Source organism: Rhodohalobacter mucosus (assembly GCF_003150675.1).
Taxonomy (GTDB): Bacteria; Bacteroidota; Rhodothermia; order Balneolales; family Balneolaceae; genus Rhodohalobacter; species Rhodohalobacter mucosus.
Genome location: NZ_QGGB01000011.1, coordinates 73051 through 88104 on the forward strand (window position 1 = coordinate 73051; position 15054 = coordinate 88104).

At 47.5% G+C, this 15054-nt stretch carries 17 protein-coding genes; 9 read left to right on the plus strand and 8 right to left on the minus strand.

Annotated elements, in window-relative coordinates:
* The first annotated feature begins 1 nt into the window (after position 1).
* From flgA to DDZ15_RS15880, 8 genes are all read left to right on the plus strand, one after another.
* A complete protein-coding gene (gene flgA, locus DDZ15_RS15845) occupies positions 2-685 on the plus strand; it encodes a flagellar basal body P-ring formation chaperone FlgA (RefSeq protein ID WP_146198622.1) in 684 nt (227 codons plus the stop codon).
* Positions 682-1293, plus strand: coding sequence for a flagellar basal body L-ring protein FlgH (locus DDZ15_RS15850; protein WP_158278747.1), 612 nt, complete (start codon positions 682-684; stop codon positions 1291-1293). Before flgA ends, DDZ15_RS15850 begins: the two co-directional genes overlap by 4 nt.
* A gap of 43 nt (positions 1294-1336) precedes the next feature.
* Positions 1337-2467 carry a flagellar basal body P-ring protein FlgI gene (gene flgI / locus DDZ15_RS15855; protein WP_109648107.1) on the plus strand — a complete coding sequence of 377 codons (1131 nt, stop codon included), beginning with the start codon at positions 1337-1339 and terminating at the stop codon, positions 2465-2467.
* A 69-nt stretch (positions 2468-2536) separates the two neighbouring features.
* On the plus strand, positions 2537-2857 hold the full coding sequence (locus DDZ15_RS15860) for a hypothetical protein (RefSeq protein WP_109648108.1): 321 nt from the start codon (positions 2537-2539) through the stop codon (positions 2855-2857).
* Between the two features lie 19 nt (positions 2858-2876).
* On the plus strand, positions 2877-3398 hold the full coding sequence (gene flgN / locus DDZ15_RS15865) for a flagellar export chaperone FlgN (RefSeq protein WP_158278748.1): 522 nt from the start codon (positions 2877-2879) through the stop codon (positions 3396-3398).
* 38 nt (positions 3399-3436) lie between these two features.
* Complete coding sequence (flgK, locus tag DDZ15_RS15870; protein WP_109648110.1) at positions 3437-4792, plus strand: flagellar hook-associated protein FlgK; 1356 nt, start codon at positions 3437-3439, stop codon at positions 4790-4792.
* A gap of 29 nt (positions 4793-4821) precedes the next feature.
* A complete protein-coding gene (locus DDZ15_RS15875; protein WP_158278749.1) occupies positions 4822-5700 on the plus strand; it encodes a flagellin N-terminal helical domain-containing protein in 879 nt (292 codons plus the stop codon).
* A gap of 31 nt (positions 5701-5731) precedes the next feature.
* On the plus strand, positions 5732-7051 hold the full coding sequence (locus tag DDZ15_RS15880) for a tetratricopeptide repeat protein (RefSeq protein WP_109648112.1): 1320 nt from the start codon (positions 5732-5734) through the stop codon (positions 7049-7051).
* A gap of 47 nt (positions 7052-7098) precedes the next feature.
* On the opposite strand, the gene DDZ15_RS15885 is transcribed toward DDZ15_RS15880, so the two are convergent.
* From DDZ15_RS15885 to DDZ15_RS15915, 7 genes are all read right to left on the minus strand, one after another.
* Positions 7099-8535 (minus strand): sigma-54-dependent transcriptional regulator, encoded by a 1437-nt coding sequence (locus tag DDZ15_RS15885; RefSeq protein WP_109648113.1) that lies wholly within the window; start codon positions 8533-8535, stop codon positions 7099-7101.
* Positions 8536-8830: 295 nt separating this feature from the next.
* Positions 8831-9310, minus strand: a complete 480-nt coding sequence (locus tag DDZ15_RS15890) for a hypothetical protein (protein ID WP_109648114.1) — start codon at positions 9308-9310, stop codon at positions 8831-8833.
* A 10-nt stretch (positions 9311-9320) separates the two neighbouring features.
* Positions 9321-9713: a hypothetical protein gene (locus tag DDZ15_RS15895; RefSeq protein ID WP_109648115.1), complete on the minus strand. Its 393-nt coding sequence runs from the start codon at positions 9711-9713 to the stop codon at positions 9321-9323.
* Between the two features lie 18 nt (positions 9714-9731).
* On the minus strand, positions 9732-11114 hold the full coding sequence (fliD, locus tag DDZ15_RS15900) for a flagellar filament capping protein FliD (RefSeq protein WP_109648116.1): 1383 nt from the start codon (positions 11112-11114) through the stop codon (positions 9732-9734).
* Complete coding sequence (locus tag DDZ15_RS15905) at positions 11111-11452, minus strand: flagellar export chaperone FliS (RefSeq protein ID WP_158278750.1); 342 nt, start codon at positions 11450-11452, stop codon at positions 11111-11113. The genes fliD and DDZ15_RS15905 overlap by 4 nt, the downstream gene beginning before the upstream one ends.
* Before the next feature lie 115 nt (positions 11453-11567).
* Entirely contained in the window at positions 11568-12020 is a 453-nt protein-coding gene (locus DDZ15_RS15910) for a hypothetical protein (RefSeq protein WP_146198623.1), read from the minus strand.
* 190 nt (positions 12021-12210) lie between these two features.
* On the minus strand, positions 12211-13050 hold the full coding sequence (locus DDZ15_RS15915; RefSeq protein ID WP_109648119.1) for a flagellin: 840 nt from the start codon (positions 13048-13050) through the stop codon (positions 12211-12213).
* 259 nt (positions 13051-13309) lie between these two features.
* Here DDZ15_RS15915 and DDZ15_RS15920 point away from each other — a divergent pair, with 259 nt between their 5' ends.
* Positions 13310-14548, plus strand: coding sequence for a sensor histidine kinase (locus tag DDZ15_RS15920; RefSeq protein ID WP_109648120.1), 1239 nt, complete (start codon positions 13310-13312; stop codon positions 14546-14548).
* Here the strand turns inward: DDZ15_RS15920 and DDZ15_RS15925 are convergent.
* Positions 14540-14980 (minus strand): hypothetical protein, encoded by a 441-nt coding sequence (locus tag DDZ15_RS15925; RefSeq protein ID WP_109648121.1) that lies wholly within the window; start codon positions 14978-14980, stop codon positions 14540-14542. The two genes, DDZ15_RS15920 and DDZ15_RS15925, sit on opposite strands and share 9 nt — an antisense overlap.
* Positions 14981-15054: the final 74 nt, after the last annotated feature.

Genomic DNA, 15054 nt, shown 5'->3' on the forward strand with positions numbered 1-15054 from the left:
AATGATCATAGTACTGATTCTTCTATTCAGCACCATGCTGGCAGCCGAACAGGTTGGTAGCCCGGAAACTACAGAGACGGCACTGATTCGCCTGGCTGAAAATGAGCTGGCCGATACATGGCCGGATGCACGTTTCCGGGTAGATCTTCGCTGGGTTCACGATCAATTAAAAAATATCTCGATTGAATCACTGCAAGCCGTTCGGTTCAGAAGCCGGGGGCTGCCCAGAGGCCTTATTTCAGCCGATGTGACTACAGTTAACGGTGCCCGATACCCTGCCCAGTTCGAAATATCTGTGACCCTGCAGGTAGCCAGGCTGAACAGTCCGGTTCAACGTGGTGATCTGATACATCGCGAAGACCTTACATACGACTGGATGGAGTTTACCAATTCCGGAAGACTCCCTGCAGATACCGGGGGTGCCGGTGAGTGGCTTGCATCCAGGCAGCTCAGGCAGGGGAGCCCGCTGCTTGAAGGAGACCTGAAACAGCCTCCGTCAATCAAAAGGGGAGATCAGGCAGTGATGATTTATCAAAATGGAAAAATGGCGATAGAATTGTTTTGCAGAGCCCGACAGGATGGTGCTGAAGGTGAAGTAATTACACTCAAATGCGAGGAAACCGGTAAACGATACCGGGCTGAAGTACTCGATAACAACTATGTAAAATGGAGACAAACCCTATGAATAAACTGAAATCATATCTGATTCTTCTGGCAGTATTTCTTTTTACGTCAGCAGAAGCCTACAGTCAGAAATCCCTCTATTCGGATGTCAAGGCACACCGTCCGGGCGACGTGATTACCGTGATTCTGAGTGAAAATATCAACGGTTCCTCAGCATCCGACCTTCGGAGTCAATCGAATACCAACGGCAGTACAAGCAGCGCCGTCTCGGGATCCATGCTGCCAATGGACGCCGTTTTCGGAGCCGATGCCACCCTGAATTTCAACTCGGATGAAAGGGGCCTTTCAAATCAGCGGCAGCTGTTGAGAGGGAATCTGAGTGTTCGCATTGAATCGCTGGATGAAAACGGCAACTACCTGATTGCCGGAACACGAAGAACCGAAATAAGCGGTGAGATATATAGCATGAGCCTGGAGGGCTTTGTGCGCGCAGAAGATATCAACGATGCCAACGAAGTGTTTTCGTATCGAATTGCAAATGCAGATATCACCTACGAGAATGAGGGCGGCATCGCGAAATCGTTCAAGAAACGCGGGTTTACCCGCCGCGTAATCTGGGGTGTGGTTGGCCTGGTTACGGGTGCCTTTACTGTGTTATCCATGGACTAAATCAATGTGTAACTGACTGACAGAACTGAAGAAACAAATCAAAATGAAAAAAGCAGCATTTTTAAACCCTCTTATTGCGGCGCTGATATTACTGGTATGCGCCGGTTCCGCCCAGTCGCAAACACGCATTGGTGACATCGTGGAAATTGACAAGGCCAGCAGCACTGAGCTGATAGGGTATGGACTGGTAACCGGCCTTGACCGCACAGGCGATCGCGCCATGAGCCGAAGCGGGTCGGTTTTTACCGTTCAATCGGTGGCAAGCATGCTTCGCAAGTTCGACATCAATGTGGACCCCGCTACACTCAGAACGCGAAATGTGGCAGCAGTTATTGTAACGGCCACAATAGGACCATACCACGCCCCGGGAAGTGCCATTGACGTGACGGTTTCATCCCTGGGCGACGCAAGCAGCCTGAGCGGCGGTGTGCTATTGCAAACTCCTCTGATTCACCCTCAAACCGACCGGGTTTTTGCGTATGCCCAGGGAGCACTGGTTACAGGCGGCTATAATACAGAAGCCGGGGGTGCCAGAATCGGCCGCAACCCGACACTTACCGCTACTATACCGGCCGGTGCAGGTGTGGTTGATAACGATATGTACGTACCCGACAGGGAAGAGCCTCTTGGACTGATTATGCGTGATCCCGGATTCGGAAACGCAGCACGCATCGTGGATGCGATCAATGAGCGATTTGAAATGCCGATCGCTTCAGCACAAAATGCCGGTTTCATATCTGTAGAGTATCCGGGAGGGTTTCAGGATGTGGGAGACCTCACTTTTTTTACCAGCCTGGTTCTTGAGCTGGAGGTTGATGTTGAGGTGCCGGCGCGTGTAGTGATCAATGAACGCACCGGAACGGTTGTAGCGGGCGGCAATGTACTGATCGGGGAAGTGCTTATCTCGCATGGAACCATTCAGATACGGTCGCAGGTAACACCCTTTGTTTCACAGCCGCTCCCTTTTACCGGTGGTGAAACCGTTTCGGGTACCGCGACAGAGGTGGGAATGACCGAGGAGTCGGCCAGGAACATTGTTCTGGAGCCCAACACCACGGTGGCCGATCTGGCGACATCTTTGAACAATCTGGGTTTTTCACCCCGTGATATCATCTCCATTATGCAGGCCATTGATAGAGCCGGAGCCCTGAAAGGCAAGCTCATTGTAATGTAAAATCCGATGCCAACTCAATAAAGCACTTTTTTCGAAACACGGTTAATTCAACTTAAAACAATACAAACCATGACAACGGATCCCGCAACTTCCATAGCCAATTATTCAGCCATCACTAAAACGGGTAACCCGCAGCGCGACCAGATACCGCAGAGCGGAGAAGACGTAGCAATGGAGTTCGAGCGAATATTTGCGCGACAGCTGGTATCGGAGATGGCAAAAGGCCTTTTTGAAAACAGCGGTACCGGAGAAGGAGTTATGCAGTCGGGCAATCAGCTCTATCGGGATCATATTATAGATACTCTTTCGTCTGAGCTGGCAAAGCAGGAACCGCTTGGCATCTCCGACATGGTGCGTCGACATCTCACACAAACTGAAACCACCGAATAAACGAATAATGAATCAAACAATGACTATAGCTGCTGCCGATCCTCAACCGGGAACCGGAACACTTGCTGAAAGCCTGAAGTCGCTATGTGAAGGCTACCGTCAAACAAAACAGCTGCTGAATAAACAAATTACAGCCGTGATCGGAAACGACCTTCACAAACTGAACGAGTTGATCCGTGAACAAACAGAGGCTTATGATGATCTTCAGAATAGTGAGGAACAGTTCAGATCACAGCTTGTTCAGCTTTTTCAGAAATATTACCCGGATCATGAGCATCCCTCTTTGAAGAAAGTAATAGATGCCGTTGAAGGACCGGCAGCCGAGCTGGACGACCTCCGTGAAAATCTCTACACGGAGATTGATAAGACAGAGAAAATACGGTCGGCACTGGTTCAGCTTCTTGAGTTTGCTTCAGAGTATAATCGTGACACAATTGCCACATTGTCGAATCTTACAGGAGGTAAAGCAGAGAGCTACAACCCTGAAGGCAAGGTGGAACGTGGAGAATCGGCGAGCATCGGACTGAACCGGAAGATATGAAGCGATCTGAGGGAATAATCAAACCCAACTAAACCATTATGAGAAGCATATTTGAAATATCAACCCGCGGAATGCAGAGCGCCAGGACGGCGACTGAAGTGGCATCCAACAATATTGCAAATGCCAATACCCCGGGCTACAGCCGTCAGGTTCCCGTAATACGGGAAAATGTGCAAAAATTTGGTACCGGTTCAGTCGGGCTCGGTGTAAATGTGGTTACCATCGAGAGAATGAGAAACGAGTTTATCGATCAGCAGATAAACAGGAAACAGCACGACATCGGTAACCTGTCTGAAAAAGCGTCTGTTTACAGGTTAATGGAGACCGCAATTACAGCATCCGACGGTGCAGGGCTCGACTCCATAATCGGTGAATTTTTCAACGCGTTTTCCGAACTGAGCGCAAACCCGCAGGACCTTAACCTGAGAACCACTCTGGCATCGAAAGCCGAATTGATGACTGAAACGTTTCGGTCAACGGACACAGACCTGATTAACCTCTCGGAACAGGTTTTTGAGGAAGCAAATAACCGGATTACACGTATCAATCAGCTGCTTGGCGACATTGCCGGCCTGAATGGAGAAATTGCCGTTACACGATCGGCAAAACAGATAGACCACAATGCACTCGACCAACGTACTGCAGCGCTCAGCGAGCTCGCAAAACTGGTTGATTTTGATACCCTGGTATCTGACGAAGGGGCAACCGAAGTACGTATCGGGGGTATATCCGTCGTGAGCGGTCAGGAATTTCAAACTCTCCGTGCCGAAACCGACCGGGATAGCAACACTTTCAGAGTACGATTGCAAAACGGAAAACTCATTGACGCTGCAAAGGGGGAGCTTGCGGCAAATATTGAGATGTTTGAGGAAGGTGTACCCGAGGCGCGTGAAAAACTTGACAGGCTGTCGGTGGCCATGATGAACCGAATTGATGAGATCCATGAATTCGGATTTGGCCTGGAAGACGGTGTGTCCCGGTCGTTCTTTGACGCGACGTCAACAGGTGCAGCAAATATGAAGGTGAATGCAGCATTGCTCGAAAATCCGGCACTGATTGCCGCTTCATCAGTCAGCGGTGAATCGGGCAATAACGATCGCGCACTCGAAATTATCGCCCTGCAGGACGAGCCGTTCATAGAAGGTCAAACCATCTCTTCACGGACGGTCGAATTCATGAGCGTTCCGGGCAATAAGCTAAATGAAATAGACCGGAAGCTGGAGGCGGCCAATGCAGCCAAAGACTTTCTGGTGAACCGTCAGGAACAGCTTTCCGGTGTCAGCATTGATGAAGAACTGGGGAATATGATCAAGTTTCAGAACTCCTTTCAGGCTTCAGCACGCGTACTGGACACCGGGCGGAAAATGTTCGACACACTTTTATCCATCGCCTGACCCCACTGATTATGAGAATAACTGAATTTATGACCGACACAACGTTTCGCCGACAAGTGAGGGAAGCCCGCGGCGAAATGGTAAAGTTTAATGAACAGATTGCAACCGGCAAACGCGTGCGGAAAGGGTCTGACGACAGTGTAGCATTTACTTCCGGAAAGCTGTTTGAGGATTTAATACGGCGAAATGAGCAGTTTCAGCGAAATGCAGACAACGGCCTTTTCCAGGCCCGTACTGTACAGGATTCACTCTCAAGAATGGAGGATTTGCTCAGCACGATGAAAGCACGTGCCATTGAGGCGGGTAACGATACCAAAAGCGCGGATGAGAGAGAGAGCCTGGCAAACCAGTTTGAAAGCATGAGAGATGAACTGCTGAACATCTCTTCAACCAAGTATAACGGACTCCATGTCTTTTCCGGAACAGCATCCGACGCCCCGCCTTTTGAAAGGGACGCCGGAGCTGCCGGCGGAGTTGCCACGTTGAGTACCGACAGACCCCTCAAAGTTATGGTTGGGGATGCATCCGTCATAAACACAACGATTACCGGTGTGGAACTTCGTGATACACGAGCCGGTGACATGTTCGAAATAATTCAGAACACAATTGATGCACTAAGGGCAAATGACGGCCCTCAAATCCGGGATTCGATCGAAAATCTGGACGAGACGGTGAATCATGTTGTGGGCCTGTCTACCCGTATTGCGAATAATATTAACCGGCTTGAGTATACCAATCAAAGACTGGGAGATAACATTATCGACCAGAAAGGTGAAGTAAGCCGACTTGTTGATGCTGATATCATTGACTCCATGCTCAACTTTAAAAATGCACAAACCTCCTATGATGCGATACTCTCATCACAGTCCAGAATGATGCAGACATCGCTGCTTGATTACCTGAGGTAAGACCACAAAAACACAATCAAATATACAGATTATGAAAACATCCACAGACACCGCACTGATCATTATACAGGAACATGCAGCTCACCCGATAAATGAAAAATTTATCCGAAAATATGAGAAACAGTTTGAAGAACTCAGAATTGTAAAGAAAGCGGGCTCACCAGCTATCAGAGAGGGAATACCGGTTTCTGAATGGAGTACGGAGGCATCGCTTACCGATGCTGTAAATCGCGTCGTGGAAGACGTTTCCAAAGACCATATTCTGATTCTATATAGTGATGAGGAAATTGTGCAGGAAGAAATCAGCCCGGTGAGGGATAAATGGCAGACTGCCACTCTGATCCGTACATCCGACGAGAGGCATATGGGCAGAAGCATCCGTGTAATACCGGTGAATCGGGATTCCGGAACAGCTGTTTTCAACGGTACCGTTTTTCCCGACTGCTGCAGCTACATTTCTGATCACGGATATATTGAAAACAATAAGGATCTGATCATCAGGAAAAAAAAACCGATCATTGCAAAAGAACGCCTTCAGAAGCTGATGGATAATGATCTGGCGCGGACAACAATGGATTGGTACATGGTAGGAGTATACTACAGTGAAAAGCAGCAGTATCATAAAGCTGAAAAAGCACTGCGTCTCGCATTAACCGCAAACGCGGAGCTGCTACCGATGTATCGGATGTCGGCCATCAACCTGCTTGCAAATGCCCATGCTGAGCTCGGACAGACCAATGCCGCCCTGTCAGCAATCGACCAGTCGCTTGAACTCAGCGAAAATCAATTTGCTCCCTATCTTATCAGGCATAAAATCATGTGGATGCAGAAAAAGTGGCAGGAAGCGGCCGATGCACTGAACGGCTATTTGTCCGCACATCACGAAGATTCTGACGCAGCGTACGACTTTACACTTGAGCCTGCAGAAGCACACTTTCTGCTGGCTGAACTCAGTCTTAAACTGAACAGCAGGGAGGATGCTTTCAACAATCTGGAAGAGTTTTACAAGCTCAGTGACGGACAGGTGTCGCAGGAAGTGAAAGATAAACTCTTTGTGTATGCCGTTGAACTGGAGTATCCTGAAAGGGCAAGGTTTTATTTTGAGTCGTTTTACCTTGATTCCATACGTGCTGACATGCCGAAAAAGCTGAAAATTCGCGTATTGGGAGCTGTTTCGCTTTTTGAAGAGAAAGGATGGAATCAGATGGCATGTGAGTTTTACGAGTCACTCTTTGAGCGAGATCCCGGATGCAAGGAAATTATGCGACGCTGGATCATTACCCTTATGAGAAGTGATCAGCTTTCACGCGCACAGAAAACGCTGCAGCTAAAAATGGCATCGGCATTTTAAAAAAATGATGCCTCTGCAGGGCGTGTGCTTTCTGTCCTGCAGATGTTTTACTCTTCAGGAAAGTTGATCTTTTTCAGCTTGTTCCGAATGGTGCGATCAGTGACATTGAGCAGCCTGGCGGCTTCTTTTTGATTGCCGTTGGTTTGATCCAGGGCTTTTTTTATCAGAATGAGCTCCATTTCTTCGATTGGCATCACCTGAATATCCTTATTGATACTCGTTGTGAGCTCTTCATTCACATTGTTGAACAGGCCGTTTTCACAGTGCTCCAGCTTCAGAACGTCAGAGTCCTGGGCCATGATCACACCACGTATGATGTAGTTTTCAAGCTCGCGGATATTGCCGGTCCACTGCCGGCTTATCAGATGTTTTTTCAGTTTGTCAGAAATCTCCTTTCGGGGCAGGTCATACTCTTCAGAATACTTATCGCAGAAATAGGCCGCCAGCAGGGGAATATCATCCTTGCGCTCTCTCAGCGGGGGAATCCGTATTGGGAATACATTCAGGCGGAAGTACAGATCCTGCCTGAATTCACCGCTTTTAATCGCTTCAGAAGGGTTGCGATTCGTGGTTGCAATAATCCTAACATCAACCTTTTCGGGCTTTTGACTGCCCACTTTCTGGAACTCCTTCTCCTGAAGCACTCGCAGCAGTTTGGCCTGTACACTGATATCCGTCTCCGTAATCTCATCCAGAAGCAGTGTACCGCCGTCAGCTTTGGTAAATGCTCCTTCATAGTCGTTGATTGCTCCGGTAAATGAACCTTTAACATGTCCGAAAAGAGTGCTTTCAACCAATTCTGATGGAAGATTTGCACAATTGATTTTTACAAACGGTGCTTTGCTTCGGGTACTGTACTGCTGAATCAGATTTGCATACACCTCTTTACCGGTACCGCTCTCTCCCTCAATCAGAACCGGAGCGTGGGTTGGCGCAATTTGCTTCAGAATATTTTTTAGATGAACTATTTTTTCATTTTCACCCACCATCCGGCGCTCTTTCCGGGCACCGGAACCGGTAGCCGTTTTTTTGCTTTCTGATGAATCCTGACTGCTGCTATCAGCAGTGCCTGCATTGGAACCGGCTCTGGAAGACGCCTGTTCAGCAGCTGACCGATGGCTGTGATCAAAAAACTGCTGAACCCTCCGAAGCAACTCTGTACCGGTAAAAGGCTTTGTAATGTAATCGAATACACCCTTCTGCATGGCATTTACCGAATGTGCAACATTGCCAAAGGCTGTTATCATAATTACGCCCGTATCAGGACTGTGTGATTTCACATGCCGCAAAACCTCGTCACCCGTCATTTCATCCATTTTCACATCCGTAATCACAAGATCGGGTGTTTTCTTGCCAAGTTTCTCCATGGCTTCCCTGGCAGAAGTGAATGCAGAAACTTCGTAAGATTGCCCGGAGAGAAAGTCATTCATGTATTCAAGGATATGCTCGTCATCATCGATGATAAATATTTGACGTATGGACATAGAGTAATCTATTCTGCTTGCATGTGTTTGGGGAACCGGTCGGCCGGTAAGCACCCGTGTAGTTGCACAGGCAAATGGACCGGATTTCAGATCGGCCGCAATAATTGCCGGGTAGAGAATATAGGTACAGGCGGTCTATTGATCAAATAACTGAACGGCCTTCGGAAATTAAAAGATAGGGGATTATGCGTCTGGGATCTTTGGGGCTGAACATCAAAGAAGCAGGATATTTGAACTTTCCGTCGCAGACAGGGCAGGGTGGTACTGCATGTCTAAAACCGGAGCTGTGGGGGGTCTACAAGTTGTCCAGATCGCGTGCAATTTTATCTGCAACCGAATTTGCAACATCCGGGTCATTGGCCAGGCGGGTCATCTGCTCAGCTGTAATTTGTTTGGAGTCTGTTTTACCGGCATTGCTGTTTTCCGGTGCAAGAAGAGAAGCTTCAAGCGACCTGAGCTGGCCTGCAAGTTTGGTTGACATTTGATTTACAACCGCTTCTGATTCGTAAAAACCGGCGTTCATTTTCTTTCGGATACTCTGGAGTTTATCAACCCTTTGTGCATTTTCAGTGCGATAGACGTTTTTTGCAAATTCAACAGAGTCGGTGAACTCTTTTCCCGATATCTCAACGCGGTCAACTGCGGCAGAACGCCTGGATGAGGATGCACTCGTATTTTGCGATGCATCATTGACACCGGCCGGTTTGTCTGCTTTATCTGTGCCCTTTACGGGTTTTCCTGAAAGTCCGGATGATGAAATATTATTGATTGACATAACAGTAATTTCAATAGGTTGAATTTACATCAAGAAAGATCGATGAAGAACCGCTGCCCGGCTGTTGATAAGCCTTGTTAGCTGTTCGAAATGAATCCAGGTGCCTCAATACATCGGTTTTCTGTTTTTGCAGAGATTTAAGGCTGCGATCCAGTTCACGCTCCAGAAGATTGAGCCGATAAAACAGATTTCTGAAGTCTTTGGGAGTAATACCATCCTCCTCAGTAAATACCATTTGTGCATTCTGGCCATTCCAGTCAGACAAAATGGAGTCAAGCTGTTTGCTTCTGCTGTTGTAGAGCTCTTCAATCCGGCTGATTTCCGGATCATCGCTTTCCAGTTCGTCGAGTATATGATACCCTGTTGAAAGCATATTTTCCAGTTCTTTATATAATTTCACCATGATTCTGTCGCTAAGGGGTTAAAAATTTTGTCCCAGAAAAAAAGACTGAAAGTTCAGTACCTGATTGAACTGGGTCTGGCCCTGCTCAATCACCTGGTTAAGGCGTGTAAATTCCTTACGAAGCTGCTCTTCGCGGCGCACCAGGAATCGTTCTTCCGACTCAATTCTGGAGTTTGTGCGGTCGATCCTGCTGTCGATGCCTGTTTTAACCAGGTCAATGAGATTGTTTTCACCATCGAAAGCGCGCTCTATTCCGTTCTTGAGATTGTTCACAAGGCCGTCGTCAGCGGTAAAAAAGTCTTCGACAACGTCGGGGCTTGTAGCGAGCAACTCCTCAAGTTTACCTGTATCGCGAATGGAAAGTTCCCCGGACTGGCTGATGGAAAATCCCAGGTCTCTCAGAGTTTGAACACCTGACCCCGCCATGCTGATAACCGGCAATGATATGCTCTGCCGCATGGTATTGCTTAGATTCCTTATGGAGCGCTCACGCTGCAGGATGCCACGGTCTCCGGTCTCGCCATTGAGCCGGGTTGCTTTTCGGATTTCACTGTTTAGCGTATTGAATGCTTCCACAAAGGAGTTCATGGATTCCATGGCCTTTTCCGTGTCACGGACAATGGACAGCTGCTGCGTTGATTCTGTTTCGTTTATTAATTCAAAAGAAACACCTTCAATAGCATTTTCAATGGTATTTGAGGATCTCGTCATTGAAATTCCATCAACGGTAAAACGTGCATCGAGGTTTTCAGGCAGCACCGAACGGGTAAGGTTCAATGAGGCTGCATCGCCCTGAACAGCTTGCAGCGATATCTGATTAGAAGAACCGGTTTCGTTGCTTTTCAGGCTTAATGCAAATCCCGTATCGCTTACCTGAATGGTTGAAGCCGTCACAAAATCACCAAACTGCTCATTCACAGCATCGCGAAGTGCGTTTAGTACCTCCTGGTCTGTTCGCCCGGTTGTGTCAACCGAAATGGTCACCGGGTCGCTTTCTCCTGCCGATATCTCAAAAGAGGCGCTTCCCTGGGCAGCGAGGGAGGTACCGTTTTGTTCAAAAGAAACGGAGGTAAGTGTATCTCTTCTGGCAACGGAGTCGACGGTAATGTCGAAATTGCCTGTGAGTGAGGCACCATCCGCAGAAATCACCTTAACGGCATTCGTAGTGCTTTCTGCCTTCATTGGCTGAAACGAAGTAGTGCTGGTTTCAGAAAATTCGTTTAAAATCGTTTGCAGCGATGAAAATGAAGAGCCGATTGTATCCAGGGTTTTTTTCTGGTCATTGAACGTCTTGATCTCCTGTTCAAGTGAAGCTTTCTTCAGTCCGTCAAGACGCAGCAACTGCTGAATCGAACTTTCGAATGGGTTGGATTGCTGTAATATGCTGCCCGCTGAAATCATGCTAAAAATCCTTGGCTTTCGGTTCGTACCGGTGTAACCTTCTTGCTTACTACGCCATCATTCCAGGCTGCGCGAATCGGCTCGATCAGCGAACGTACTTCATCAAATTTCTCTTCGTCTAAAATAACTTTGCAGTAACTGTAAAGTTCAAAGAGAGTGGCCGACATTTCGTAGTCAAAATTGAGTGACTTGATAAGCGTGTCAAGCACTCCGGATGCTTTTGCTGTATCCTTTCGATAACAGGACTGAATCAGAATGTCGTATAACTGGGAAATCAGCTCCTCAGGACTTGCCTGCATCACGCTTTGGCGCTGATATTCGGTATAGCTGTTATTCATGGCGTTCCTGTTCATGATTACATGGATTTTGAATCTCTGTTGTGAGGAACTTATCGGCACATGACTAGGGTCACTTAAATAAATTTTCAGGAAAATGTGCCCAGAAAAAACCGCTTTAAATGTACTCTATGATAACCTGGCTTTTTACGGATTCACCTTTTTTCCAGGTAAGTGAAATGTGTACTTCGCCGCATGGTGAAATACCGGACGAGAGAGAGTCTTCGGTATGGATGAGGTGGTGATCTTCTTTAAGCACCTGTGCACCCGGATGGTTTACCTCAATCACCATTTCAGAGTCTTCCAGGTATGAAAGTGTGAGAATGGCTTGTTCATTATCCCGGGACCCGGCAATGCTCTGTTGAATTACAGCGTGCTCCATATCAGTGTTCTCAGGGTATGCCCAGCTTGCCGTTTGCCCCTGAATTACCTCTGCCCGAACGGTCATGACGGCTACAGAACGATCAGGGTCCGTTTCTGAAGCTCCGCCGCTCGAATGAAATTCATTTCCTGAGCCATACATCGGGTATGGGACAGTTAGCAGCAGCAATATAAGGTTGAGTAGGCGCATTCCGGTGTCTGTAGATGTCTTTACCGCCGGTATGGCGGTGTCTCGTACATCTACTTATCGGCTTTGTCCCGAACTGCTTAAGCATTTTATTAAAAAATTTTAATAAACTGCATAAAGTAAAAGATTACAATAAAAAAGAGCGCCCTGCATGGGCGCTCTTTGTGGGTTACCGTCCGTATGATTCTGTCTCTTATCCGAGGAATCCGAGAACAGACTGTGGGCTTGTATTGGCCTGGGCCAATGCAGAGGTAGCTGTCTGCTGCAGTATCTGCAGTTTAACAGATTCACTCTGTACTTTAGCGAAGTCAGCATCCTGAATTCGGCTGCGTGCCGCGCTGTTACTGGTAATCGCCTGGTCCAGATTCTCCTCACGTATCGACAGCTTCGACTGGTCGATACCGATCTGGTTAAAGTTGCCGGCAAGTGTTTCAATCGCAGCATCGATGTCGCTGATAAATGAATTGAAGGTAGTAGAGTCTGTACCGTCGAGTGCACCGATACCGGTATCTATGGCAAGCGTTGTTTGATTGGTTTGTGTCAGCGTTACATCAAGTGTTTCAGCTGCCCCTTCACCTACCTGGAATGTCAGGGTTACGTCGCCTGCACCATCATCCAGCAGGTCTATACCCTGGAAGGTGGTATTTGCGGCGAGCTCATCAATTTCACCGCCCAAAGCAGTGATCTGATCGGCGATAAATCCTCTTTCATCATCGCCGAGCGTGTCGTTTGAGCCCTGAACGGCTTTCGATTTCATATCGATCAGGATATCCATGATCGAGTTCATTCCGGTCTCAGCAATGTCCAATACGGATTTTGCATCACCGATATTTCTCATTGCCTGGTCCATACCTTCCAGACGGCTGGAGAGCTTGGAAGCAATGGAGAAGCCTGCAGCATCATCCTCTGCCCGGTTGATTCGGAGACCGGTGGAAAGCTGAAGCTGGGTATCAGCCAGACGGCTGTTTACACTATTGAGTGAAGACTGTGCAGTAAGTGCCTGCAGATTTGTGTTGATTTGACTAATTGACATAATGGTCCTCTTTGTTTTTGGTTGCGCATGTTTTCATGCTACTGACCGACTTATCGCAGTGCTTCACTCTGATCTTAAATTCAGGATCTGTTTTTTTTCTCAGTTGTGTTAGCCGTCTTCTTTTACTCAATAAAAAACAATGCTATATGTAATGAAAAAAAAGTGTACAAATGCATTTTTCCTGTTTAATTCATTATATTATATTCTTTTAATATTTGACGGCTTAGTATAAAAACAGAGGCAACAACGGGGCATAGAGATGAAAGAGAAAAATGCTGTCTGGGCTATGAATATCCCAGACGACGACGGTGACATGTACAGAAAACGGGAACATCAGGCGAGGCTGGGTGTTGCCCGATTTGCGCTTCGGCTTCACAATTGTAATGTAGAGGAACGGGCACGATTTATTGTGCGAAAGTGCAACGCTTCCTGGGGCGGACTCATTATCCTCACGGAAGAGGACGAACTGCTGACATCGGCCGGCCCGGATACGGACCCGGTTTTTCTGTCTGAGAGTGATACTGCAAAAATATTCACCAGGGAGTTCGTCAGATCAGATAAGCTCCACGCTGAACCGTTGATATTGAATCAGTTTGTGGTAGGCTATTTTCTACTTAAGAAGGGGACAGAACCGCTGCCCGATGCCGATCTCATTAAACTCAATACGGAACTGATTGCAACCGACCTGGAGAAAGAGCGTGAACAGAGAGAATGGGAACGCTACACCTACCTTGTTCAATCGGAACGAATGAAGAGTATTTCTGATGAGGAACAGCAGTCCATGGTACTTGGAATGGCAGCTCACGACCTCACCTCACCGGTCAATGCGATCAACGGGTATCTTGAAATGCTTCGAAATAACGTAGAGAAAAGTGAGGATCTGGAACAGCTGAAGTCAACCTACCGGAAAATATCACTTGGCGTTAAAGATATCGCATCAATCGTAAGCCAGTTTAATGACTACTCAAAATTGAAGCTTGGCGGCAGCAGTGGCGGCGATGTACTTGTAAATCTCAATTGGGTACTCTCTGATCTCTGTGACCTTCTGTCCATAAATGCAGAAAAACAGGAGCTTAAGCTGGTTGCGGAGCTTCCAGAAACTCCACTTTTTGTCCGGGCCGACATGGTGAAGCTGAAGCGCGCTGTCATGAACCTGGTTTCGAACGCGATCAAATTTTGCAGAAAGGGCGGTGAAATCCGCGTTGTTCTCGAAAAAGACGGTGATGAGGTTGCAATACGAATTCACGATAATGGTATCGGGATACGAAAAGAGATGCAGGATAAAATATTCAGGCCCTTTACGCAGCTGCCCGAAACGCTGGACGTGAATGATCCAGGTTCACTGGGTCTTGGCCTTTATATTACAAAACGCTTTATTAGTCAGCATCAGGGCCGTATCGATGTAGAGAGTGAAGAAAATGTGGGAAGCTGTTTTTCAATACTGCTTCCGGCTGCCGATTATGACGTGAGCAGCAGTACAGAAGCCACCTCAGAATGATCGTTTAAACCCGGTACCCGCAGGAGAGTCATAAAGATTTTGGTACCGCATATACAGAGTGCTCTGCCGTCTGTCCTTTCCCTCTAAATAAGCTCGAAATCCGGCGTCGTTGGTTATTTGTGGATGGAAAGAGTGCATTATATGCCGCTCATCATAGTCCATGGGCCTGCTTTCCGATATCTCCCTGGCCATTTGGTTCTGGCCGTACAGAAGCATCATAAAATCATCAAAAAACCGAGTGCTGTTCCCTTCTTGTGCGTCTTCATTTGAAAACTCCGGCTTGAATTTTTCCAGCTCTTTCTGAAGCAGAAGAGCGAACTCAGGCAGTGCAATCGATTGCCGGGTATCCGGCATCCGACGCTCATGAACCGGTGCAACCGAAAGGTCATTCGATTTGGGAGCGATTCGGTTTTGTTCAGCTGATGGATTCATAATGGTCTGCGTCTTTTCAGAAAAACATGTAAAAACCGGCCTGTTTCGGATAACGTTTTACTAACGGCTTCTCC

Excerpts from the sequence above, each read along its gene's own strand:
- DDZ15_RS15885 (WP_109648113.1), bottom strand. The coding sequence starts at position 8,535 with ATGTCCATACGTCAAATATTTATCATCGATGATGACGAGCATATCCTT.
- DDZ15_RS15890 (WP_109648114.1), bottom strand. The coding sequence starts at position 9,310 with ATGTCAATCAATAATATTTCATCATCCGGACTTTCAGGAAAACCCGTA.
- DDZ15_RS15925 (WP_109648121.1), bottom strand. The coding sequence starts at position 14,980 with ATGAATCCATCAGCTGAACAAAACCGAATCGCTCCCAAATCGAATGAC.
- DDZ15_RS15895 (WP_109648115.1), bottom strand. The coding sequence starts at position 9,713 with ATGGTGAAATTATATAAAGAACTGGAAAATATGCTTTCAACAGGGTAT.
- DDZ15_RS15850 (WP_158278747.1), top strand. The coding sequence starts at position 682 with ATGAATAAACTGAAATCATATCTGATTCTTCTGGCAGTATTTCTTTTT.
- flgA (WP_146198622.1), top strand. The coding sequence starts at position 2 with ATGATCATAGTACTGATTCTTCTATTCAGCACCATGCTGGCAGCCGAA.
- DDZ15_RS15910 (WP_146198623.1), bottom strand. The coding sequence starts at position 12,020 with ATGCGCCTACTCAACCTTATATTGCTGCTGCTAACTGTCCCATACCCG.
- DDZ15_RS15905 (WP_158278750.1), bottom strand. The coding sequence starts at position 11,452 with ATGAATAACAGCTATACCGAATATCAGCGCCAAAGCGTGATGCAGGCA.
- flgN (WP_158278748.1), top strand. The coding sequence starts at position 2,877 with ATGACTATAGCTGCTGCCGATCCTCAACCGGGAACCGGAACACTTGCT.
- DDZ15_RS15875 (WP_158278749.1), top strand. The coding sequence starts at position 4,822 with ATGACCGACACAACGTTTCGCCGACAAGTGAGGGAAGCCCGCGGCGAA.
- DDZ15_RS15880 (WP_109648112.1), top strand. The coding sequence starts at position 5,732 with ATGAAAACATCCACAGACACCGCACTGATCATTATACAGGAACATGCA.
- DDZ15_RS15920 (WP_109648120.1), top strand. The coding sequence starts at position 13,310 with ATGAAAGAGAAAAATGCTGTCTGGGCTATGAATATCCCAGACGACGAC.
- flgI (WP_109648107.1), top strand. The coding sequence starts at position 1,337 with ATGAAAAAAGCAGCATTTTTAAACCCTCTTATTGCGGCGCTGATATTA.
- flgK (WP_109648110.1), top strand. The coding sequence starts at position 3,437 with ATGAGAAGCATATTTGAAATATCAACCCGCGGAATGCAGAGCGCCAGG.
- DDZ15_RS15915 (WP_109648119.1), bottom strand. The coding sequence starts at position 13,050 with ATGTCAATTAGTCAAATCAACACAAATCTGCAGGCACTTACTGCACAG.
- DDZ15_RS15860 (WP_109648108.1), top strand. The coding sequence starts at position 2,537 with ATGACAACGGATCCCGCAACTTCCATAGCCAATTATTCAGCCATCACT.
- fliD (WP_109648116.1), bottom strand. The coding sequence starts at position 11,114 with ATGATTTCAGCGGGCAGCATATTACAGCAATCCAACCCATTCGAAAGT.